Annotated in this window: 16 protein-coding genes and 1 pseudogene; 11 read left to right on the top strand and 6 right to left on the bottom strand. The window is 39.7% G+C overall.

The window, feature by feature from the left end; genetic code table 11:
• Positions 1-320 precede the first annotated feature (320 nt).
• Entirely contained in the window at positions 321-2390 is a 2070-nt protein-coding gene (locus B9A52_RS02485) for a S9 family peptidase (RefSeq protein ID WP_084118814.1), read from the top strand.
• A gap of 237 nt (positions 2391-2627) precedes the next feature.
• Here B9A52_RS02485 and B9A52_RS02480 read toward each other — a convergent pair whose 3' ends face one another.
• The 3 genes from B9A52_RS02480 to B9A52_RS02470 all read right to left on the bottom strand — a co-directional run bounded on the left by B9A52_RS02480 (position 2628) and on the right by B9A52_RS02470 (position 7918).
• Positions 2628-4133 (bottom strand): IS1634 family transposase, encoded by a 1506-nt coding sequence (locus B9A52_RS02480; RefSeq protein ID WP_084118813.1) that lies wholly within the window; start codon positions 4131-4133, stop codon positions 2628-2630.
• 407 nt (positions 4134-4540) lie between these two features.
• Positions 4541-6289, bottom strand: a complete 1749-nt coding sequence (locus tag B9A52_RS02475; RefSeq protein ID WP_084118812.1) for a M14 family metallopeptidase — start codon at positions 6287-6289, stop codon at positions 4541-4543.
• A gap of 12 nt (positions 6290-6301) precedes the next feature.
• Positions 6302-7918, bottom strand: coding sequence for a M14 family metallopeptidase (locus B9A52_RS02470; RefSeq protein ID WP_084118811.1), 1617 nt, complete (start codon positions 7916-7918; stop codon positions 6302-6304).
• Between the two features lie 244 nt (positions 7919-8162).
• Between B9A52_RS02470 and B9A52_RS02465 the strand changes: the two genes are divergently transcribed.
• From B9A52_RS02465 to B9A52_RS02425, 9 genes and pseudogenes are all read left to right on the top strand, one after another.
• Entirely contained in the window at positions 8163-8996 is an 834-nt protein-coding gene (locus B9A52_RS02465) for a universal stress protein (protein ID WP_084118810.1), read from the top strand.
• Positions 8997-9003: 7 nt separating this feature from the next.
• Complete coding sequence (locus B9A52_RS02460; protein ID WP_084118809.1) at positions 9004-10266, top strand: cation:proton antiporter; 1263 nt, start codon at positions 9004-9006, stop codon at positions 10264-10266.
• Between the two features lie 59 nt (positions 10267-10325).
• On the top strand, positions 10326-11360 hold the full coding sequence (hemH, locus tag B9A52_RS02455) for a ferrochelatase (RefSeq protein WP_084118808.1): 1035 nt from the start codon (positions 10326-10328) through the stop codon (positions 11358-11360).
• Positions 11361-11603: 243 nt separating this feature from the next.
• Positions 11604-12362 (top strand): annotated as a pseudogene (locus B9A52_RS02450) (SDR family NAD(P)-dependent oxidoreductase).
• Between the two features lie 9 nt (positions 12363-12371).
• Positions 12372-13130, top strand: coding sequence for a M15 family metallopeptidase (locus tag B9A52_RS02445; RefSeq protein ID WP_084118807.1), 759 nt, complete (start codon positions 12372-12374; stop codon positions 13128-13130).
• 237 nt (positions 13131-13367) lie between these two features.
• Positions 13368-14123 carry a ThuA domain-containing protein gene (locus tag B9A52_RS02440; RefSeq protein ID WP_394334901.1) on the top strand — a complete coding sequence of 252 codons (756 nt, stop codon included), beginning with the start codon at positions 13368-13370 and terminating at the stop codon, positions 14121-14123.
• A 192-nt stretch (positions 14124-14315) separates the two neighbouring features.
• Complete coding sequence (locus B9A52_RS02435) at positions 14316-14807, top strand: RNA polymerase sigma factor (RefSeq protein ID WP_084118805.1); 492 nt, start codon at positions 14316-14318, stop codon at positions 14805-14807.
• Positions 14791-15117: a hypothetical protein gene (locus tag B9A52_RS02430; RefSeq protein ID WP_084118804.1), complete on the top strand. Its 327-nt coding sequence runs from the start codon at positions 14791-14793 to the stop codon at positions 15115-15117. The genes B9A52_RS02435 and B9A52_RS02430 overlap by 17 nt, the downstream gene beginning before the upstream one ends.
• Before the next feature lie 16 nt (positions 15118-15133).
• A complete protein-coding gene (locus tag B9A52_RS02425; RefSeq protein WP_084118803.1) occupies positions 15134-15865 on the top strand; it encodes a Spy/CpxP family protein refolding chaperone in 732 nt (243 codons plus the stop codon).
• 151 nt (positions 15866-16016) lie between these two features.
• Here B9A52_RS02425 and B9A52_RS02420 read toward each other — a convergent pair whose 3' ends face one another.
• The 3 genes from B9A52_RS02420 to B9A52_RS02410 all read right to left on the bottom strand — a co-directional run bounded on the left by B9A52_RS02420 (position 16017) and on the right by B9A52_RS02410 (position 20230).
• Entirely contained in the window at positions 16017-17702 is a 1686-nt protein-coding gene (locus B9A52_RS02420) for a DUF885 family protein (protein WP_084118802.1), read from the bottom strand.
• 238 nt (positions 17703-17940) lie between these two features.
• Positions 17941-19086, bottom strand: coding sequence for an ATP-binding protein (locus B9A52_RS02415; protein ID WP_084118801.1), 1146 nt, complete (start codon positions 19084-19086; stop codon positions 17941-17943).
• A gap of 280 nt (positions 19087-19366) precedes the next feature.
• Positions 19367-20230, bottom strand: a complete 864-nt coding sequence (locus tag B9A52_RS02410) for a helix-turn-helix domain-containing protein (protein WP_084118800.1) — start codon at positions 20228-20230, stop codon at positions 19367-19369.
• Positions 20231-20361: 131 nt separating this feature from the next.
• Between B9A52_RS02410 and B9A52_RS02405 the strand changes: the two genes are divergently transcribed.
• Positions 20362-21252 carry a dihydrodipicolinate synthase family protein gene (locus tag B9A52_RS02405; RefSeq protein WP_084118799.1) on the top strand — a complete coding sequence of 297 codons (891 nt, stop codon included), beginning with the start codon at positions 20362-20364 and terminating at the stop codon, positions 21250-21252.
• Positions 21253-21345: the final 93 nt, after the last annotated feature.

The raw sequence follows: 21345 nt of genomic DNA, 5'->3' as shown, positions 1-21345 counted from the left end.
ATGCCGTTGACCCCACCCCCGAGACCGGAGGGCATGTCTGCCAATTTCAACATCCTACAATGTTTTAAGACCTTTTGTCTTTGTTGATGATTCAAAGTTAACAAAACATTCATTACATTAAAATATATTCAACAAAACAAGTAAAAAAATACAGAATAATTAATAAATAACTAAAATAACTATCGATAATGTAAATATTGCTCTTTTAGCAAACTAATTATTGACAATTTGGAAATGACATTTTAGTATGAAATTCTGTTGTTGCTTGCTAAATTGGAATTCTTATTATCTATTCCTATTCCTATAACCCACATACCACTATGCGATTGTTCTTTTTGACCCTTATAGCTTTTGCTCCTGTAGGTTTTGTTTTGTCTCAGCAGCAAAAAAAATCACCGAGCTTTGAAGAAGTTATTTCTTTGCGGAATGCCGGGCAGGTTGTGATTTCTCCTGATGGTGAGGCGATCGCATTTACCCTTCAGACTGCAGATTGGGTGGAAAATAGGTTTGATACTGAAATATGGATGGTTAGAAATGGATCGGCCCCTATTCAGATCACCAATAGTCCAAAAAACAACAGCACTTCTCCTGAGTTTTCGCCTGATGGGAAATGGCTTGCATTTTTATCAGACAGGGGTAACAAGGTTCAGGTCTATGCTTTGAGGCTTTCCGGGGGTGAAGCTTTTCCTGTCACTGACGAGGATGAAGGGATCAATGCTTTTCAGTGGCATCCGGATGGCAAGAGGTTGGTGATTCATAGGCAGGAAAAAGAAGATCCGTCCATCAAAGAAAAGAAAAAGAGGTACGGTGCATATGAAATAGATGATCAGGAATTTGTATTGTCCCATCTATGGGAAATAGATTTTGATCCCAATTTCCCAGATCCAGCAGAACTACCATGCTATGCTGCAGCAGATTCTCTCAAGAAGGCTGAAGGATGTATAGAAAGGCCCAAGGCTAAAAAATTGACAAATGGGGATTTTACAATTACGTCTTTTCAGATTTCCCCTGACGGGAAACGAATTGTTTTTAACCATCAGCCCGATCCTTTGATTACTTCTTCGATGAAGTCAGATATTTCTTTGTATCATATGGAATCAGGAGAGATCAAACCTTTAGTATCCAATGCCGGCGCCGATAGATTCCAAACATGGTCTCCCGATTCTAAAGAAATATTATTTACAACCAATCTGGATGATACGGTTTCTAACTATTATACCAATACCAAGATTTTCAGAATGGATATAGGAAGTAGTCAGACCTTTCGATTAGCAGAAAAGTTGGATGAAAACCCTTCCAATCTTGTTTGGAATGAAAAAGGGATTTACGGTGCTTTTTGGAAAAAGACTTTAAGGCCAATTTATAGAATTGATCCAATTAATGGTTCGTACCAAATGCTTTCTGGCTTACCGGATATAGTTAATGGATTTGCATTTTCCAAAAAAGGCGAAAAGTTTGCCCTAAATGCAAGGAACGGCGACCAACTGAATGAAATATGGCTTGCAGTCAATAATAGTCAATCCTTGATTCCCAAAAAAATTTCCCAATTGACCGATCAGATTAAAAACTGGCAAGTAGCCCAAAGCGAAATAGTGATATGGAGAAGTATTGATGGTACGCTGATAGAAGGGGTTTTACACAAACCCGAGGACTACGATCCGGCCAAAAAATATCCATTGATGGTAGTGATTCATGGAGGTCCTACAGGAATAGATACCCCTCAGCCTGTTCCTGCCTACGTCTACCCCGTTGTTCAGTGGCTGAATAAAGGCGCTTTGGTCCTCAGACCAAACTATAGGGGATCTGCAGGGTATGGAGAAGCTTTCAGATCCTTGAATGTAGAAAATCTTGGCGTAGGGGATGCTTGGGATGTGATGACAGGGGTTGATTTTTTAAGTGCCAAAGGGATGATTGATACCGATAAAATCGGAGTAATGGGATGGAGTCAGGGAGGTTATATTTCTGCTTTCCTGACTACCAATACCGATAGATTCAAAGCGATCAGTGTGGGTGCAGGAATTTCCAATTGGATGACTTATTATGTCAATACTGACATCCATCCATTTACCATCCAATATCTTAAAGCCAATCCATGGGATAATGAGGAGATTTATAAAAAGACTTCACCCATGACTACCATCAAAAAAGCGGTTACGCCGACTCTCATCCAACATGGAGAATTCGATAAAAGGGTTCCAATTCCAAATGCCTATGAATTGTTGCAGGGCCTGAGGGATCAAGGTGTTCCAGCTGAGTTGATTGTTTATAAAGGTTTTGGTCATGGGATTACAAAACCTAAAGAAAGACTTGCTGCTACATGGCACAATTGGCAATGGTTTGGCAAATATGTTTGGGGAGAGGAAATCGAGATGCCTTTAACAGAGAAGTAAAATCAAATTCAGTTTTGGGTTTTACATATTTATATTCAATGCAATCCTAAATCCATGACCTGAAAAACTAGGGTTAAAAAAAATAGGAAGAATTTTTTTTAATGAACCACAAAAGTGACAAAAGAAAACAAAAGTTTTAAATACTGAGATCTAATCACCATTCCTTTGTGACCTTTTGTAACTTTTGTGGTTATTAAAATTAGCCATTTTCCTGACTTCCGCACTGGGACACCCTGATTAAAATCCGAATATTTCTTGTACTGATTTCTGTTCTTCGGTAAGGATTATTGTTTTCTTGATGACTTCCTTGTTTGGGGTGACCAAACCTATTTCATGGATGTTCTGTATGATCTCGATTGCCTTTTCGGGGCTTAATCCGGCCTTTTTGGATTTGAGTATCCTGTCAAGTTCTTTGTACACTTTGTATGCCGTAAAATTCAGGCATATATGGGCCTCTATTCTTTCCCTTTTATGGTGGAAAACAGGCCTTATTTTCAATTCGTTTTTTGCAACCCGGAATGCTTTCTCTATCTGCCAAAGGTGGCGGTAGTTTTCCAGAACTTCCTCTTTGGTCATAGTTGAGTTGGTCAAGTATCCCTTGAGCCCATCCCATTTTGCGTCCATATCCACTTTTTCCTGGTCAAGTGCCAACGCCACTTCACCTTCCATTCTAAGAAACTTGTTGTAGCCTTTGTTATTGATACTCGACTTGGTAAGTTTCCCCGATTTCAACTGCATTTCTAGCCTTTTGACACCTCTTTCCCTATTGTACCGATCCTTTTTTGCCCGGTCTTGCGAATAGGTAACGACCAAGGTCATACCTTCTTTCTTAATTGCCCTGCTCTGGTCTTTTTCGAAGTCAAGCCCCAGGATTTCTTTTTTGACAGATTCTTTTTCATTTTTAATCCTTGCTCCCAAAATAAACTCGTAGCCTTTTTCGACAAGTTCCTGCACATTTTTGTTTGAAAGAAGGCCTGCATCTGCAACAACTGTGAGCTTTTCAAAATTGTATTTCATGCGGAAGCCCTCCAGAATGGGAAGGAATGTATCCCCCTCGTATTTGTTTCCCTCAAAAATATCATAAGCCAATGGATATGCGTCTTTGCTCACCAGCAAACCCAGTACAATCTGGGGATGTTTGTGCTTCCCGTCTTTTGAAAACCCGGGCTTTCTGATATCATCCTCTTTTTCTATTTCAAAGTAGATGGTTGTAACATCATAAAAAACCGCGTGGATGCCACCGTCCAAAACTTGCAGGGTATGTTCAAAGCTGATCTTTTGGACCAGATCCTTATACCTGGAATGCAGCCTATCCATAAAGCGGTAAATGTCGTCTTCGGAGTAAGACTTCTGTTCGTAACGGTAAAGATATTCTGTTGTTTTAAGCTTGCTTTTAGGGTAAACCAGACGGTATAACACAAGATCTTTGAAAAGCTCCTCATTGATCTGAGTAAAACCAATATCATCAAATATCTTCCCCAAAACATACTGTATGCCCACAAGCTTATGTGAACTGATTGAAGACAGCACATCAGTAAATATCCTCCTGTGATCGGTAAAGTCGATCTCCTGAAGCCCCATTTGTTTTTGAGCATAACTTTTACCTTCGGCAACCAGACGCTCAATTTCTAAGGTATCTTTACTTGAGCCAATGGTCTTTAGAACCTTATATTTCCCTTGGCTTTTATCTATTACCTGTACACTGACAAGTCCACTTTTATTTGGCTTTTTGCGAACAAACATGGACTAATTTAATAAAATCATGCTCTGGGACACCCAAAACCAAAATATAAAAATTCTTAAACATTGAAAATCAATAACTTAAAAAATTACCGTGAATTACCTGCGGAAGTCAGGAGAGAAGTAAAATCAAATTCAGTTTTGGGTTTTACATATTTATATTCAATGCAATCCTAAATCCATGACCTGAAAAACTAGGGTTAAAAAAAATAGGAAGAATTTTTTTTAATGAACCACAAAAGTGACAAAAGAAAACAAAAGTTTTAAATACTGAGATCTAATCACCATTCCTTTGTGACCTTTTGTAACTTTTGTGGTTATTAAAATTAGCCATTTTCAATAATCCAAAGTTTGGAAAAAAAAAGGAGGACAATTGCCCTCCTTTTTTATTATCGTCTATTTTCTTTAAATCATTTCTTCCATGAAGCCTTTCCGCCTTTGGCAGAATCCACATTGATACTGTAATTGTTGCCTCCGGTCACAACCCATCTCACTTTGACCGCTCCCATTCCAGGGATATTGGCCACGGAGATTTTTTCAGGATTGACTTTTTGCTCTGAGAGTTTGTTGAAATCTTCATTTTCTACTACAAATCCTGCCAGAACTTTTGCCCCCGAAATACTGACATAATCAGGTCTTTCGATTTTGTATTTCAAATCCTGACTGGAATGGGTTGGGATCAATCTTTCATTGTAGATAGTAGCAGTGATTTCTTTTAAACCACCACCCAAATCTTTTTCATTTACTTCTGACACGCTCAATTTTGGAGTGTGATAAGCATGCAAAATAGTAAATGCAGAATTTCTGTGGGCATCCTGTTCCATCAGGAATCCGGGATGAAGTCTTCCAAAGTTTTTCTTAAAACCACCGACTTCAATCTTGCCGTATTGTGGATGGTCATATTCTTCCCAATTCACAAAGGCATCACCGAAAGTCAGGTATTGATCCACCTTCATTTGCTCATCTTGGTTTCCTCTTCCTGCATTCTGATGAAAATACAGATAGGAAGTCATCAGTTCATTGGAATAGGTGAAAATACCCCTTCCTCCATAGAACCAATCCAATTGTCCACCGAATACGGAATAGAGGTCTTTATAAACCACTAAATATTTATATCCAGGCATAAACTCTTCACCTTTTTTGGCAATAGCATCATAGATACGGATATCAGTTTGGTTGTAAGTTCCCAAATCTTCCTCAGCACCCGGGCCTCTCAGAATCATGCCACCATAATTATGGTAACTCTGAGCGCCGGCAATATTGGGATGATTCAATACAAACTCTACCACCGCCCTGTTTTCAGGTACGGAGAAAGGATATCTCAATGCACCTCTTTGCACATAATCCGGCTGCCAGTTCCATCCCCAATCTCGATTAGGGTCATAATATCCTATACCATCATCATTAACTACGCCATCACCGTCTCTATCGATACCTTCATAACCTAACATTTCATATTCGCCTTTTTGATCGGCTGCCACAGGGATAAGCTTTCTGGGATCCATCTGATCCTTTACATATCTTCCTGTAGGTGATTTTCTGATCATAAAAGTGATGTGGCCATCTCCATTAAGATCGTCAAAAGGATCTTCGCCCGCGATTCCATCTCCATCATTATCTAAAATCATCATTCCGGATCTTGGGGAGTTTAGGTTGTTTGCTTCCTTGATAAAATAATCATGGGCATCAGGATTGATGGTAGGAGCGATGTAGAAGGTTTTGTCTTTCAATAATTCTGTAATGAATTCCAGTTCGCCATACATCTCAGAAAGATACCAAGCTGCGTATAAAGTAAATTCAGTTCCCTGAATTTCATTGGAGTGAATATTGCCATCTATCCACATAGCGGGCTTTTCATTTTCTTTTCCAACGTTGAAGTCAGTGATGGTAAGTACCCAAATATCATTTCCCTGAAATGATTTGCCTATACTTTGCAGTTTGACCAAGTTTGGGTGTTTTTTGGCCATGTCCTTCATGATTTCCTCCAAGGCCAGATTGGTGTGGTACCTGTTCCAGGAAACCTGAACCTTTGGGTTGTGTGGAGTACCTATGGCACGGAAATATCTTTCTTGTGCGACTTGGGCTTCTGTCTCCTGTATGCCTAGGAAGCTGATTGCGACTCCTAAGGCAGCTGTATATATCCAGTTTTTGATTTTCATTGTTGTGTCGGTTTAGAGTTTCACATTGAGAGTTGCGATACCAGTATGGGCTGCACCTGCTTTGATGTCCACAGCACCTGAACCTTTCACAATCCAGGTAAGGGTGGTTTTTTCATAGGCACCCAAATTGTTGATCAATTTGATCTTGTCACCTGAAATCAGGTCTTTGGCATCCCTGTTGATGTCCACCCTGATTTTTCTCAACCAACGCGATTTTTCACCCATTTCGGAATGGGTAGGTAAAGCTGAATTATTGAATAGGTCAGCAGTGATTCTGGTAAGCCCATTGCCGAGTTTTTCTGTATTTACATTGTGAAACTCCAGTTTTGGGCTTATTGCGGCTAACTTCAAAATGAAATCAGTATGTTCTTGGGCGATTTCATTTACTTTATCAAATGGAGGATTGTACATGACAAAAGGTCTTATTCCACCCACTTCCACTTTTTGGTTTGGAAAGTCAGGATGGTTGACTGTTGTCCATGGAACAAATGCATTGTTTATTCCCTCTTGGGCGGCATAAGCGAGAAAGTTTGCTTCTGCATTGCTTTCTGATTTGCCATCTTCTCCCTTCACTTCAGGGATCCACCATCCGGGCGTGCTGAAACTCAATCTTCCAAAATGAAAATAAGCCCACTGGAAAAAATCTCCACCGGTACCTTGATTGGACTGATTGAAAGCCTTTTGGCTTACCGATTCATTATACATACCCGAAACCATACCGTTGATAGCTACATCCTTTTCCAGCATAGAGGTAATTACCCTTTTTTTGGCATCTCCGGCATTATATTTTAATGGAGAAGTAAGGTTGTTTGCAGGGCTGAAAGTAACAATTGCAAAAATATTCCATTGCTCAAATAAGTAATCCAGCATTGCGCGGCTTTCAACTTGAGAAACAGCAAAGTCACCGGCCAAAGGAGTGAAGATTGGGAATTTGTAAGTAAGACTCTTGTTAAAAGCAATTCCTTCAACCAAATCCTCGCCAAAATTACCATCCTTGTCGTTGTCCTTACTTTCAGGGTAAAGGAGGTAGCTGCCTTTCTGTCCTTTTGCCACATCGGCCTTGACCATTACACGCTCATCTTTATCATAGGTTTTGTAATCACCCATTGGGCTTTCTACCCGCATCATTGTGATCAGACCGTCTTTATTGAGGTCTTCATAACCATCTTCACTGATTTTTCCATCCCGGTCATGATCAACTTTTGCTGCATTGCCTCTTCGCTCATATTTCAGGGCCGCATGGTATTGCTCATAGGCATCAGGTGACATATTGGGAAAAACATAAAAAGTATTATTGTCCAAAGCATCAGAATGGTCTTTGACCAACCTTTCTGCGAATTGAACCGCCAATTCAACGCTGAGAACATGAAAGCCTTCTGCTCCGCCTACTACTGCAATGGCAGGCTTGTTGTCCAAATCTCCTTTACCGATTTTGACAACCCAGATATCTTTTCCGCCTTCTGTTTTTGTGAGTGAACTGAGTTTAGCCGAACTCCCACTGCCGGAAATGGCCTGGAGTCTTTGTGCGACTTGGCTGAGCGTAGGATAATCACTCTGAGCCAAGCTAGTCGATTGAACGGAAAAAAGCATTCCCACTCCAGCAACTACTGATAGAAACATTTTATTCATAAAGTATATATTAGGTTTAGTTTTTTAGCAGGCATTTAGCTGATTTGGCCTCATTTGCTGAGGCGATGTTACAAAAAATACATGGTTATTTAAATGGCCTTTAGGTTTTCAGGTTTCAAGGATTTTAAATGGTTTTAAGTATGGATAAGTGGAAGCGATGCAAAGACTATTGAAAAACAAAAGACTTTATAATACTTGTAAGTAAAAAATTTTGGTATTTTACAAGTCCACAATAAACCATGCCATGTTTAAAAAAATTGCTTTAGCCATAGCCTTCTCGCCCAGGTTGGAGGCTTTGATTTGTGAGGCCAAACGAATCAAAGATATTTTCAGTGCGGAATTGCTTCTCATTCATGTAGGTGAAAAAAGTCCTGAGTTAGAAAATAATCTACAACAATTGCTTACCAAACACGGTCTTAATGAAAGCCAAATCAAAACTATATGGCAAAAAGGGAATCCTGCCAACAAAATTATCCAGACTTGCACGGAAGAAAATGTCGACTTCTTGGTGGCAGGCGCCTTAAAAACTGAAGGGTTTTTCAAATATTATATTGGTTCTATTGCCAGGAAAATTATTCGAAAAGCGAAGTGCTCAGTTTTAATTTTGGTGGACCCTTTGGAAGAACCCACACCTTTTCAAAGGGTTGTCATCAATGGCACGCAGCAGGATCAAACTCCCTTTGTTATCGAAAAGGGACTGGATTGGTGTAAATATGATCAGGCAAAACAGGTATTTATTGTCAATGAGATTAAAATGTATGGGTTTCAGATGGCTACAGCTGGAGAGGGGGGAGAGGAAGAAATTTCAAACACCAGAAGAAAACTGGTGGCTGAAGAAGTGGCTTACGTTGAAAATATTTTAAATAAATTGGATAAAGGTGACCTTAAAGTGAGCATAAAAATAACCTGTGGTAAATGGGGAGTAGAATTGGCAAGGTTTGCCACTGACACCAAAGCGGATTTATTGATTGTGGGAGACGAGGGAAAATTGGGGTTTCTTGATAGGTTATTTCCTCATGATTTGGAGGATATATTAAGTGATTTGCCCTGCAATCTTTTGATTCTAAAAAATTTATAAAGACTACATGGAAAATTTAACCCATCAGGATGTAGTTAATTTATTGCTTCAATTGGCAGCAATGCTGCTTTTGGCCAGAGTTTTTGCGGAAATTGCCCAAAGATTCAGGCAGCCTGCTGTGGTGGGAGAACTTTTGGCTGGGATTTTATTAGGGCCCACTATTCTAGGGACTATTGTTCCTGATTTACACGAATATCTCTTTATGTCCAATCCAAGTGCCAATCTAGCTTTGGACGGATTCGTGCAGATAGCTGTAGTATTATTGCTTTTTATCGCAGGATTGGAAGTGGAATTACATTTGGTCTGGTCTCAAGGAAAATCGGCATTGAGTATCTCTCTCTTGGGATTGGTTGTGCCTTTTGCTTTGGGATTCGTATTTCCCTATTATTTTTCCTCTTTTTTTGGATTGGCAGATGGGGACAGGTTGTTGTTTTCCTTGTTTATGGGAACGGCTATGTCTATTACAGCATTGCCGGTAGTGGTAAGAATTCTGATGGATATGGATTTGTTCAAGACGAAGATGGGTATGTTGATTGTGGCCTCAGCTATGGTCAATGACATTATCGGTTGGTTGATTTTTTCGGTCATTTTATCATTTATGGGCAAGAGCAGTAATCTTTCCCTTTTTCAAACAATAGGAATTACCCTATTATTCACATTCTTTATGCTGACTTTAGGCAAACTGATCATCAATAGGGTGTTGCCTTGGGTCAATAAAAAATTGGCCTGGCCGGGAGGAGTTTTATCCTTGTCAATGGCTTTCTGTTTTTTGGCAGCAGCTTTTACTGAATGGTTGGGTATCCATGCAATATTCGGTGCATTCCTCTTGGGTGTGGCATTGGGAGATTCAGAACATATGTCCGAACGGGCAAAGGAGATTGTCCATCAGTTTATAAATAATATCTTTGCCCCTTTGTTTTTCGTTTCTATTGGATTGAAAATTAATTTCTTCACCAATTTTGAATTAATGCTCACTTTGGCAGTTTTGGTGATTTCCTTCGCAGGAAAGATTATCGGAAGTGGATATGGAGCTTTTAAGGGCGGATTCAACATCAGAGAATCTTTGGCGGTCGGATTTGGGATGAATGCGCGGGGAGCCATGGAAATAATCCTTGGTTTGATTGCTTTGGAAAATGGCCTGATCGATGAAAAGCTATTTGTTGCCCTGGTTGTCATGGCAATAATCACCAGTATGACTAGTGGACCATTGATGAAATGGGCATTGAACCCTGTAAAATTGGAGAGGAAAAGTCCTAAACCAGATGATTAAATCTAATCAAAGGATGTATTTTTGGTTCTGATAACAGGATAAACCGTACAAATGCCATTATGAGCAAGAATAAAGCAAAAATAGGAGTTTTATTGGTCAATTTAGGGACACCGGACAGCACCGCTACAGGTGATGTCAGGAAATACCTGAGAGAATTTTTGATGGATTGGAGAGTGATTGATTTTCCGTATATCCCAAGATGGATGCTGGTCAATCTGATCATTGCACCGTTTCGCGCTCCAAAGTCAGCCAAAGAATACCGGAAATTATGGACAGAAAGAGGTTCTCCGTTGCTTTTTCATACCGAAGACCTGCGGGATAAATTGATTCAGAAATTGGATCCTGAAAAATATGTGGTGGCCATGGGCATGCGCTATCAGACACCAAGTATTGAAGAGGGACTAAAAAAACTGAATGATGCCAATGTCAGAAAAATCATTGTGCTTCCTTTATTCCCGCAATATGCGTCTGCAACCAATGGTTCTGTGGTGGATAAAGTAATGGAACTGGCCAAGGAATGGCAGATTATTCCCAATATTACTTTTATCAACAATTTTGTGGAACACCCCCTATTCTTGGAGGCATGGACCGAATTGGGTAAGGAAATGATGGAAAAGGCTGATTATGATATGTTTTTGTTTTCCTATCACGGCTTACCTGAAAGGCAGATCAGAAAAGGTTCTGTCGATGGCTATTGCCAATTGAGTGATAAGTGTTGCGGCAATTACACCAAAAAAAATCAGTTCTGTTACAGAGGACAATGTTTTTACACCACCCGATTATTGGCCGAAAAACTGCAACTTCCAAATGATAAAGTGATGACCTGTTTTCAGTCTAGGTTGGGCAAAGATCCTTGGATCAAACCCTATACAGAAGATGTGATCAAAGAATTGGCTTCGAAAGGAGTAAAAAAAGTACTCGTTTTTTCACCTGCATTTGTAGCAGATTGCTTGGAAACTACTGTGGAAGTAGGTGAGGAGTATAAAGAAGAATTTGAGGAATTGGGGGGTGAAAGATGGGACCTGGTACCAAGTTTGAATTCCGGTGATACCTGGGTTGCCTGTTTACAGGATTTGGTAGAAAAGAATTCCTAAGGCCATATAAGATTGGGCGGGCGTATTGAATCGGAAGAACTTGTCCGCCGTGGTGGATTTTGAAATTTAAAAATTGTTCCTCAGGTTTGACTTCTCTTGGTTCTCCGATTTTGGGGCAGGATTTATCTTTACAAAATTCTTCAGTACAAACTCATATCCTAACCCTAGCCTCTTAACTCACCTATTTTAAACCAACCATAAATTTCACATTTCATTCCTTAACAATTCTTTTTAGATTGGGGCATGGAAAGAAAAATTGCCTTTATAACTGGTGCTACTTCAGGAATAGGAAGAGCTTCTGCCATTGCATTGGCCAATTTGGGATACAATATTATCGCTACAGGAAGAAGAAAGGAAAGGCTTGATAGTCTGAAAGATGAGTTACCTTCAGGTATTGAATTGTATACACTAATTTTTGATGTCAGAGATCAAAAAGCAGTAAAGGAAGCAATAGACTCTCTTCCTGCTTTCTGGCAAAATATCGATGTCCTGATCAATAACGCAGGTAATGCCCATGGATTGGATCCCATTCAATCAGGTAATATTGATGATTGGGATGCCATGATAGACATCAATGTCAAAGGCCTGCTTTATGTTTCCAAAGAAATCATGCCGGGTATGGTTGAAAGACAATCCGGTACTATAGTCAATGTTGGTTCTATTGCCGGAAAAGAAGTCTATCCCAAAGGCAATGTGTATTGCGCTTCAAAACATGCGGTTGATGCCATTACCAACGGCATGCGTTTGGACTTGAATCCCTTTGGAATCAGGGTTATTGGAGTCCATCCCTGATTGGTAGAAACTGAATTCTCCCTGGTCAGATTCAAAGGAGACGCAGATAGATCCAAAACAGTTTACCAAGGTCTTCAACCTTTGACTGCCGAAGATATTGCCGACACCATTGCTTTTGCGGTAAGTAGACCTGCGCATGTAGTATTGGCTGATATAGTGATTTTGCCGACAGCCCAAGCCTCTGCCACAGTTTTGAAAAAGAAAATCTAACCACTATCCTTGAAAAAATACCTGATCATATTCTCAGCGATTGCTTTTTGGAACTGTGAATCCAAAATGAATGAACAGACCGTAACCGGCTATGACATCCATGAAAATGAAATCGCTGATATTGGAGGAGAGCAGTTTAAAATTATCCATAAAGTCGGAGATCTGGAACAAAGTCTTATCGATGCCGGATTGGTGGATGTGGAAGTAATAATCCCCGGTGTTTTTGTAGATCTGAAGTACTCTACTACTGATAATTTCTTTGGGGAGGATGTCTATGGGGAATTGACCCGCTGCTACATACAACCTGTTGTGGCGGAGATGTTGAAAAAATCGCATGAAAAACTCCAAGCAGATCATCCCGAACTGACATTTCTGATTTATGATGGCGTAAGGCCCCAAAGTGTGCAGCAGATCCTTTGGGACAACTTGGACAAACCGGACAGCATCAAGCCCCTTTATGTAGCCAATCCTCAAGTAGGTGGCCTGCATAATTTCGGCGTTGCCGTGGATCTTACCTTGGCGCATGCAGATACTGGGGAAGCCCTAGATATGGGAACTGGATACGATTATTTCGGATATCCTGCTTATCCCGATCGGGAAGGACAGATGCTCAAAGAAGGAAAAATTACTGAAGAACATATTGCCAACCGTGAAATACTCAGAGAAGTAATGAAATACGGCGGATTTACAGGAATTGGCTCTGAATGGTGGCATTTCAATGCCTTTTCCCGAAAAGAAGCCGCCGAAAAATTCGGAATGGTGAAGTGAGGGGCTAAAGGATGGCAAAATGGATAGTGGAATCTATGAAATTATAAAATTATAAAATTGAAAGATTGGAAAATTAACCACCTATATTCAATCAAAACTTCTTATTTCATGTATCTGCCTGCTTTTGGTAGGCTTTGATTCTTTAAAATTTCTCTCCTAAACCCAAGTCTTGGTTCTTGCATCTTGGTTCTTAAATCTCATGTCTCAAATCCCACATCTCATATCTAAAAAAAAATGATAAACCTAAAAACCTCCCTATCCTCCCTACTGCTCGTCTGCATCATAATGCTGGGCTTGAGCTTGGAAACATTTGCGCAAAGCAATCCCCAATTCCGTGTCTTGGTCTTCAGCCGGACTAAAGGATTCCGGCATCAATCGATTCCTGATGGCGTTGTAGCTCTGAAAAAATTAGCCCGAGACCAGATATTTGATATTTATACCACGGAAGATGAAAGCTACATCACCGACAAAAACCTGGAGCGTTTTGATGTCATCGTCATGATGAGCACTACCGGGACGATTTTCAACGATGAGCAAAAAGCCGTCATCCAACGTTTTGTCCAAGCAGGAAAAGGAATAGTAGGAATCCACAGCGCCACAGACACAGAGTATCAATGGCCATGGTACACGAAGCTAATTGGGGCTCAGTTTTTGAACCACCCTCACCAGCAAACCCTCAAACTCAATGTTGTCGACAAATCACATCCGGCAACTTACCACCTCCCGGAAAAGTGGGTTTGGTCAGATGAGATTTATGCTTTCAAAAACTTCAACCCTGATGTAAAAGTCCTGATTACAGCCGACGAAAGAACCTACGATCCCAAAGACGGTATGGGAGAATTTCACCCCATGTCCTGGACAAATGAATATGACGGGGGAAGGATTTTCTACACAGCCATGGGCCATACAGACTGGGCATTTATGGATGCAGACTTTCTCAAACATATCTATGGAGGAATCTGGTGGGCCGCCAAAGGATTCCCGATAGATTAATTGAAAAAATTTTCCATATACCTGCCAACCCTAAATTCATAGGAGTTGGCAGGTTTTTTTTTGTATAAAAAGTTTTATTTCAATTTATATCGAACCTATTTCCAATATATTTCAATCTTTTTCCAACCTTATTTCAAAATAACTTTCTTCCCTTGTCATATAAAACTAACTTTTAAACACTAATGAGTAAGAATGGAAAAACCTCAATTGGAAAACCTCCTGAAAGAACTTCATCAAGAAGCATTCCACTGGTCAAGACAGTGCTGCTCGTTCGATGAGGATTTGGCAAAGGATGTTTTGCAACAGGTTTACCTGAAAATTCTCGAGGGGAAGGCCATCTATAAAGAAAAATCCCAAGTCAAAACCTGGCTGTTTTCTGTCATCAGGTTTACCGCAACGGAGTGGAAAAAGAAGGACAAAAATATTTATCCGCTGGAAATGGAATTTGATGCAGCTGAAACAGAACAAGAAGTCACTGCTGCCTCCCATGAAGAATTGATCGAAAGGTTGCCTGAAAGACAAAAGGAGGTTTTGCTGTTGGTATTCTACCACAACCTTACCTTGGAAAAGGCTGCTGAGGTGATGGGTATCAGTATTGGTTCAGTCAGGACACATTATGACAGAGGGAAAACAAACCTCAAAGCGCTTATCCTAAAAAAGACAATGCATGAAAACAATAGATAATTCCGAAGACCAAAACCTGCAGCATTTCTTTAGCGACATGAAAGCAAAGGATTCAGCAATGGTGGTTCCCCAATTTCCAAAAATAAGGAAATCAAAATCATGGGTTTTGATTCCAATAGGAATTGCGGCTTCATTAGCTCTATTGGCTTGGTTTTATAGGGTAGATGAACCCATCCAAACTTTGGATTACGATGTGATCATCATTACACTGGAAGAAGGGAAAGACTATGGGCTCCAATTCAAAATTGAATCCACTACCGAATTGGAGTCCTGGGAATCCCCGACTTCTTCTCTTTTGACAGAATTTTAAACATAATTTAATTGATATGAAAAAGCTATTGATAATTGGGATGATACTATGCTCCGGTGTGGTTAATGCCCAGGATATATTTCAGGAAGTCCTGTTTTCAGCCAACCTAGTATTTCAAAATAGTTTTGCCATTTCCCTTACTGACCAGCAGGCGGACAAAATCAAAAAGATTCATAGCCAGAGTTCCGTTGAATTCAGAAGAATCAAATGGGATCTGGATGAAGCTTCAGCTAAGTTGAAGAAAATGCTCAGCGAGACCAAACCCAATCCCGAGGCAGTTTCCAAGCAATTGGATATAGTCTTAAACTTAGAAAATTCAATGAAGAAAAAGCAGTTATCAACTTTGGTTGCTATCAAAAATGAACTCAACGAAGCTCAGCAAAAAGAACTGCAGGAACTGAAAGCGGTCAGTAATGTCCAGCAATACGATATTACCAATAAGCCCTTAACTATTGGACCAACGACCATTTTGTATGGCACTGGAAGCAAAACAGCAACTGAAGCCAACACAAATCCAAACGTAAAACTTAGACTTTCAGCGGATTCGGAGAATAGCCCGTTGGTGTTAATTTCAACAAAAGATGGTATGGTCCAGGTTGATAATTTTGACAAAATAAATCCTGATGACATCCAAAGTCTTGAAGTCGTAAAGGACAAATGGATAACTGATAAATATGGTGAAAAAGCAAAAAACGGTCTTATAATCATCACTTTGAAAAAAGACAAGAGGGAGGAGTATGAGAGGTAAGAAATATCTCCTACACTCAAAATATTAACAATCCTTAGGATTTCTGCAAGACCTTTGAGGTTTTTTCCCAAACCTCGAAGGTCTTTTTCCTAAGAATCAACCATGTTTCTACAAAAAAACCTTCGAGGTCTGAAAAAGACCTCAAAGGTTATTACAGGAACCTCCAGCTACTTTTAAAATTCCTCGGCAAATCCTCTCCTTTCATCCTTGCACGCAGCAATTCGATAGGCATATAGTTTTGGCTGATAAAGAAATCATGGAATTGCTTTTCAGTCATTTTTCCGGATTGGACCATTTCATTTTTGAGAGAATACACCTGCAATCCGCCGATCATATAGGCCAATTGATACAAAGGTCCATAGCTTCCTTCAAATGACCTTCGGACTTCAGCTTCGGCATTGGCGCGCTCATGACCTACTTTGTCCACCAGAAAATCTATACATTCCTGCGGGGTCATATTCCCCAAATGGTAATTTAAAGAGAAAACAATCCTGGCAGCCCGGTGCATTCTCCAGAAAAGCATCCCGATTCTATCTTCTGCATTTCTGGGAAAACCTTTGTCCCAAAGGTTAAACTCCCAATACAAAGTCCATCCTTCCACCCAAAAAGGGGTGTTGAAAATCCTTCTATGAGGAAAATGCCGCTGATTCATAAATTGCTGTAGGTGATGACCGGGAATAAGTTCGTGTTGTACAGTCGCTCTTGAAAAATGGGGATTATTTCCACGCATACTCATCATTTTTTCTTCTTGGGTCATGGTGGAGGTAGGATAGGAGATAATTATGCTTTCACCACCTAGAAAGAACGGGTTTACCCTTTGTCTTTCGGCGGACATCATGGTCGTACGCCAGGTTTCTTTGGCCATTTCGGGTACGGTTATCAGGTCATTGTCTTCCAGAAATGCAATGGCTTCTTCTGCCATCTCAGCCACTATTTGGGGCCATTCCCCTGCAGGGACATAGGTGTTTTTCACATGTTCCAATGCTGCTTTCCAATCATTTCCGAACCCTAATTCATTGGAGGCTTTGATCATTTCGGCTTCACACCAAGCATATTGTTTTTCCCCTTCCTTCAACAGTTCTTCCGCTGTGTAAGGAATCATGTTGTAAGCCAGTTCTGTTTCAATAGCCAGTTTGCCGACAGGTTTGCCGATAATGCCCGATCCGTCATCTTTTACTACTGTATTCTCAAAATGGCTCTTCAAAAATGCCGCATAGTCTTTCATGCTTTTATCAAGACTTTTCATGGGCTCTTTCATCCACCAGGTGAATTCCGGATCATAATCATAGTAAAAGTTGTAAGCTTCTTCGGTGCTTTTTCTTAAAGCCTCTACAGTTTGGGAAGCCAATTCAGCCTTTTGCCAAGCGTCAAATGGCTTTGATTTTTTCATCGACTCCCACTTGGTTTTGATGTCCTTCTCTATTTTGGAAAAAGTAGCGGCCAATTCCTGGGCATTAGGCTTGACAGCCATACGTCTGCTTTTATAGAATTTTTCCAAGTCATTTTTAAAGTCTGCCACATGGTTTATTTTTTTGAAATCTTCATAGGCCAATCCATGAAAGAACAGTTCCTTTTCCAAGTGATTTTTAAAAAGTTGCCAGTCCATTTTTCCGTCAAGTGAATAGGTTTCATAAGGCATATTTTCCAGGGCTTTGAGCCATTCTTGATAAAGTTTCTCAAAACGTTGGAAATACTCCTCAGAAAGCGGATTGTTGTATTTTCTGTTCAGGGCAGTTCTATCTGCCTGATAGCTCATGATGCTTGGGTAGAGTTCAGTGGCAAAGGATGAAATACAGACTGAAATGGTCAGTATAATTAAAAGTAGCGACTTCTTCATATTTGAATATTATTTATAGGTTTTCCTGAAACAAATAGATATATAATTGAAATATAGTTGATTTAATAACGGTCCCGAACCTCTATTTCAACTTTATATCGCCAACTGCATTTTTCTATCATATTTCACTGAACCAATTTCACCTAATTTTCCACGAAAAACCAATACCCCATTGACCAATGGTGGGACTTGGTTGATCGGTGGTGTTTTGATATGTTCTAATATGAGGACTATCTTTTTAAGCCTTGTTTTCGAATAAAAAAAGTTCGTAGAAATTCTCGGGTGTGATGACCTTGAATTTAGCTTCAGGGTATGTTTCTTTGAATATTTTGGGAAATTTTGCTTTTGCTATCGGACTGTACTTAAATTCATAGCAATTGAGACTTCCGTCTATTTCTTCGATATAGTCGATTTCCTGCTGATCATAGGTCCGCCAAAAGTACATATTGGCAAACTTTCTGTGACTTTGATTATATTTTATTCTTTCAGCGATACAGAAGTTTTCCCATAACCCTCCCATATCCAACCTAACTTCAGCTCTATTGAAGTTGCGAATAATTGTGTTTCTAATGCCAACATCGTAAAAGTATATTTTTTGACTCTTATTGATTTCCTTTCTGAGGTTTTTACTGAACGCGGGTAGCCTAAAAATCACAAAAGCCTTTTCCAACAAATCCAAGTATCTGCTAACAGTATGTACATTAGTGCCTGAAACCTGAGCCAATTCATTAAGAGATGCTTCACTGCCAATCTGTAAAGCAATAGCCTTGAGTAATTTTTGTAATATTTCTGGTTTTTTTAAGGACTCCAGTTGAAAGATGTCTTTGTATAAATAATTGGAACTGATGTCCATCAATTCTTCATTTTTCTCATCTCCATCTGCCAAAAAAACCTGAGGATATAATCCAAAGCGTAAGTAATTGGTAAGACTGCTCTTGATGGCTATCAAATCCTGTGTTTGATGGATCTCTTCTAAAGAAAAGGGTAAAAGTAAGAATTGTCTCGACCGACCTGTTAATGGTTCTGAAATTTTATTGGATAATTCAAAACTTGAGGATCCTGTTGCTACAAACTGGGTTTCAGGAAAAGTATCAACTAACACTTTTAAGATCAATCCAATTTGTGGGATATGCTGCGCTTCATCTAAGACAATTAACCGCTTTTGCCCCACAAAATCTTTCAGTAAAATAGAATTCGTATGTGAAAGAAGCTCTTGGTTTTCCTGTAGCTCACAGTTGAAATAGGCGACTTCTCCAATGGTTTCTCCCAGCAGCTTTTTGACTAGCGTAGTTTTTCCTGTTCTTCTAGCTCCATATAGGATTACCACTTTTCCTTTGTACAGTCTTTTCCTGATATGAGAGAGAATTATTCTTTGAATGTTCATTAGTTTGAAATTAATCCCTAAAGCTTCACTTCACAAATTTAGCTAAAAATATGAAGTTAACTTCACGAATTTAGCTAAATTTAGGAAGGTGAGTTCACAAATTTAGCTAAAAACAGGAATTAAGTGGCATTTCAATTTGACCTAAAACATTTTCAAAGGGTGAAACTTTGGAAAAGTTCTCACCTAATCTAAGATTATAAAATCAAAATCATCCCTGCAAATTTAAAATTCAGTTTTAAATTTGCAGGGATGATTCTTTAGCCTTATCTATTTCAAAATCTCAAAACTTCTCCCTAAACTCTTTTGGTGTCTCTCCTCTGAATTTCTTAAATGCCCTGTTGAAATAAGAAAGGTTCTGAAAACCACTCTGATATGCAATTTGGGAAACTGAAAGGTCAGTTTCCTGTAGGAGTTGACAGGCATGGTGGATACGCACCTGGCTCAGAAATTCTGTCAAAGTTTTTCCCGTTCGTTCCTTGAAAAACCGGCAGAATGCTTCCTTGCTCATATTGGCAAGATCTGCTACTTCCTGCAATTGAACTGTTCGATGACTTTCTGCAAGAATAAATGACATCACCTGACCCATCCTCTTTCCTTCTGTTTCGGTATAGTTTTTTTGAGGGATGAGTTTATTGAGCAATTTCATTTCCTTGGATTGCTGTAATTGTCGAAGAATATGTAATGATCCCATCAGCTTGTCCAGTCCCTCTTTCTTTCCAAAAAGCATTAATTCTTCCTGGATAAAGGAATTGGTCATCCCTTTGACATGATAACAGCCTTTGATTTGTAGCAGCCATTGCTGTAGCGGGGCAAATTCCTCTACTTCCCAGATATGATTTCCCAATGCCTCAAAATCAAAAAACAATGTATATCCTATTGATTGTCGGCTCCATTCAGGAGAAAAATACTCAGGATCAGACCGGAAGACATGAGGCATATTGGCTGAAAACAGATAAACATCCCCGGGTTTAAACCTTCCCAAATAATCGCCGACCATTAATTGACCTTTTCCCTCTTTGATCCAAGTCAACTGCCACTCAGGATGCTGGTGTAGTTTGTCATAAAAATGTTGCCCAGCATCCACCTGATAGCGGACGAACTCCATTTGGGACTTTGGTATTTTAAAGGGTATTACTTTTGACATTTGCAATATGATATTAATCTGAATTAATCAAATTATCTAATAGTAAATCAATATTGTATCATTATTGACTAATCAGGTGTAAGTATTCGCACAAATACTGGGCTACCTTTGATAAAAAAACCAAAAAGACTATGAATTGGAAAGGCGTTTTTCCGGCCGTGACCACCAAGTTCCATCAGGATGGAAGTTTGGATATGGGCATGTTTTTCAAAAACCTGGATGCACAATTGGAAGCCGGTGTGCATGGTATCATTCTAGGAGGAACCTTGGGGGAATCAAGTGTGCTTAGTCAGGATGAAAAAATCAAACTAACTACTGATACGGTAAATTATATCAAGGGCAGGGTTCCTGTTATCCTCAATATTGCCGAGGGTGCTACGAGAGACGCGATTTTTTGGGCAAAAAAAGCCAAGGAAATGGGGGCTGCGGCTTTGATGATTTTGCCTCCGATGAGGTATGCGGCAGATCATAGGGAAGTGGTGCAATATTTCAAAGACGTTGCAAACAGCACAGACTTGCCAATTATGATATACAACAATCCGGTCGATTACAAGACTTTGGTGACGCTGTCCATGTTTGAGGAATTGGCAGCCTGTGACAACATTCAGGCTATCAAAGAATCTACCCGTGATATCTCGAATGTGACAAGAATGAGGAATCAGTTTGGGGATCGCTTTAAGTTGCTTTGTGGTGTAGATACTCTGGCCATGGAGGAACTGTTGATGAGCGCAGATGGCTGGGTTGCCGGATTGGTTTGTGCATTTCCGAAAGAGACCGTTGCCGTTTATAATTTAGTGAAGGAAGGAAAATACGAAGAAGCTTTAAAAATCTATAGATGGTTCTTACCTTTATTGGAGTTGGATATCCATCCCAAGTTGGTACAGTACATCAAACTTGCAGAGCAAATGGCCGGCATTGGTACCGAATGGGTCCGAGCTCCAAGATTGACTTTGGTAGGAGAAGAAAGAGTAAAAGTAGAAAACATTATCAAACGGGGATTGGAACACAGACCTAACCTTTGAGGTCTTTTTTAGACCTCGAAGGTTTTTGGAAGTATTAAGAATTGATTAAGATATTATTTGAAATATACTTCGTGAAATATCGTTGAAATATGC

This window comes from Aquiflexum balticum DSM 16537 (assembly GCF_900176595.1).
Taxonomy (GTDB): domain Bacteria; phylum Bacteroidota; class Bacteroidia; order Cytophagales; family Cyclobacteriaceae; genus Aquiflexum; species Aquiflexum balticum.
Note: the sequence above shows the minus strand (reverse complement) of the source record. Positions and strands in the feature narration are given on the sequence as shown.

Bases quoted from the DNA above. Each gene is read 5' to 3' on its own strand.
- B9A52_RS02485 (WP_084118814.1), top strand. From the start codon at position 321: ATGCGATTGTTCTTTTTGACCCTTATAGCTTTTGCTCCTGTAGGTTTT.
- B9A52_RS02480 (WP_084118813.1), bottom strand. From the start codon at position 4,133: ATGTTTGTTCGCAAAAAGCCAAATAAAAGTGGACTTGTCAGTGTACAG.
- B9A52_RS02475 (WP_084118812.1), bottom strand. From the start codon at position 6,289: ATGAAAATCAAAAACTGGATATATACAGCTGCCTTAGGAGTCGCAATC.
- B9A52_RS02470 (WP_084118811.1), bottom strand. From the start codon at position 7,918: ATGAATAAAATGTTTCTATCAGTAGTTGCTGGAGTGGGAATGCTTTTT.
- B9A52_RS02465 (WP_084118810.1), top strand. From the start codon at position 8,163: ATGTTTAAAAAAATTGCTTTAGCCATAGCCTTCTCGCCCAGGTTGGAG.
- B9A52_RS02460 (WP_084118809.1), top strand. From the start codon at position 9,004: ATGGAAAATTTAACCCATCAGGATGTAGTTAATTTATTGCTTCAATTG.
- hemH (WP_084118808.1), top strand. From the start codon at position 10,326: ATGAGCAAGAATAAAGCAAAAATAGGAGTTTTATTGGTCAATTTAGGG.
- B9A52_RS02435 (WP_084118805.1), top strand. From the start codon at position 14,316: ATGGAAAAACCTCAATTGGAAAACCTCCTGAAAGAACTTCATCAAGAA.
- B9A52_RS02430 (WP_084118804.1), top strand. From the start codon at position 14,791: ATGAAAACAATAGATAATTCCGAAGACCAAAACCTGCAGCATTTCTTT.
- B9A52_RS02425 (WP_084118803.1), top strand. From the start codon at position 15,134: ATGAAAAAGCTATTGATAATTGGGATGATACTATGCTCCGGTGTGGTT.
- B9A52_RS02420 (WP_084118802.1), bottom strand. From the start codon at position 17,702: ATGAAGAAGTCGCTACTTTTAATTATACTGACCATTTCAGTCTGTATT.
- B9A52_RS02415 (WP_084118801.1), bottom strand. From the start codon at position 19,086: ATGAACATTCAAAGAATAATTCTCTCTCATATCAGGAAAAGACTGTAC.
- B9A52_RS02410 (WP_084118800.1), bottom strand. From the start codon at position 20,230: ATGTCAAAAGTAATACCCTTTAAAATACCAAAGTCCCAAATGGAGTTC.
- B9A52_RS02405 (WP_084118799.1), top strand. From the start codon at position 20,362: ATGAATTGGAAAGGCGTTTTTCCGGCCGTGACCACCAAGTTCCATCAG.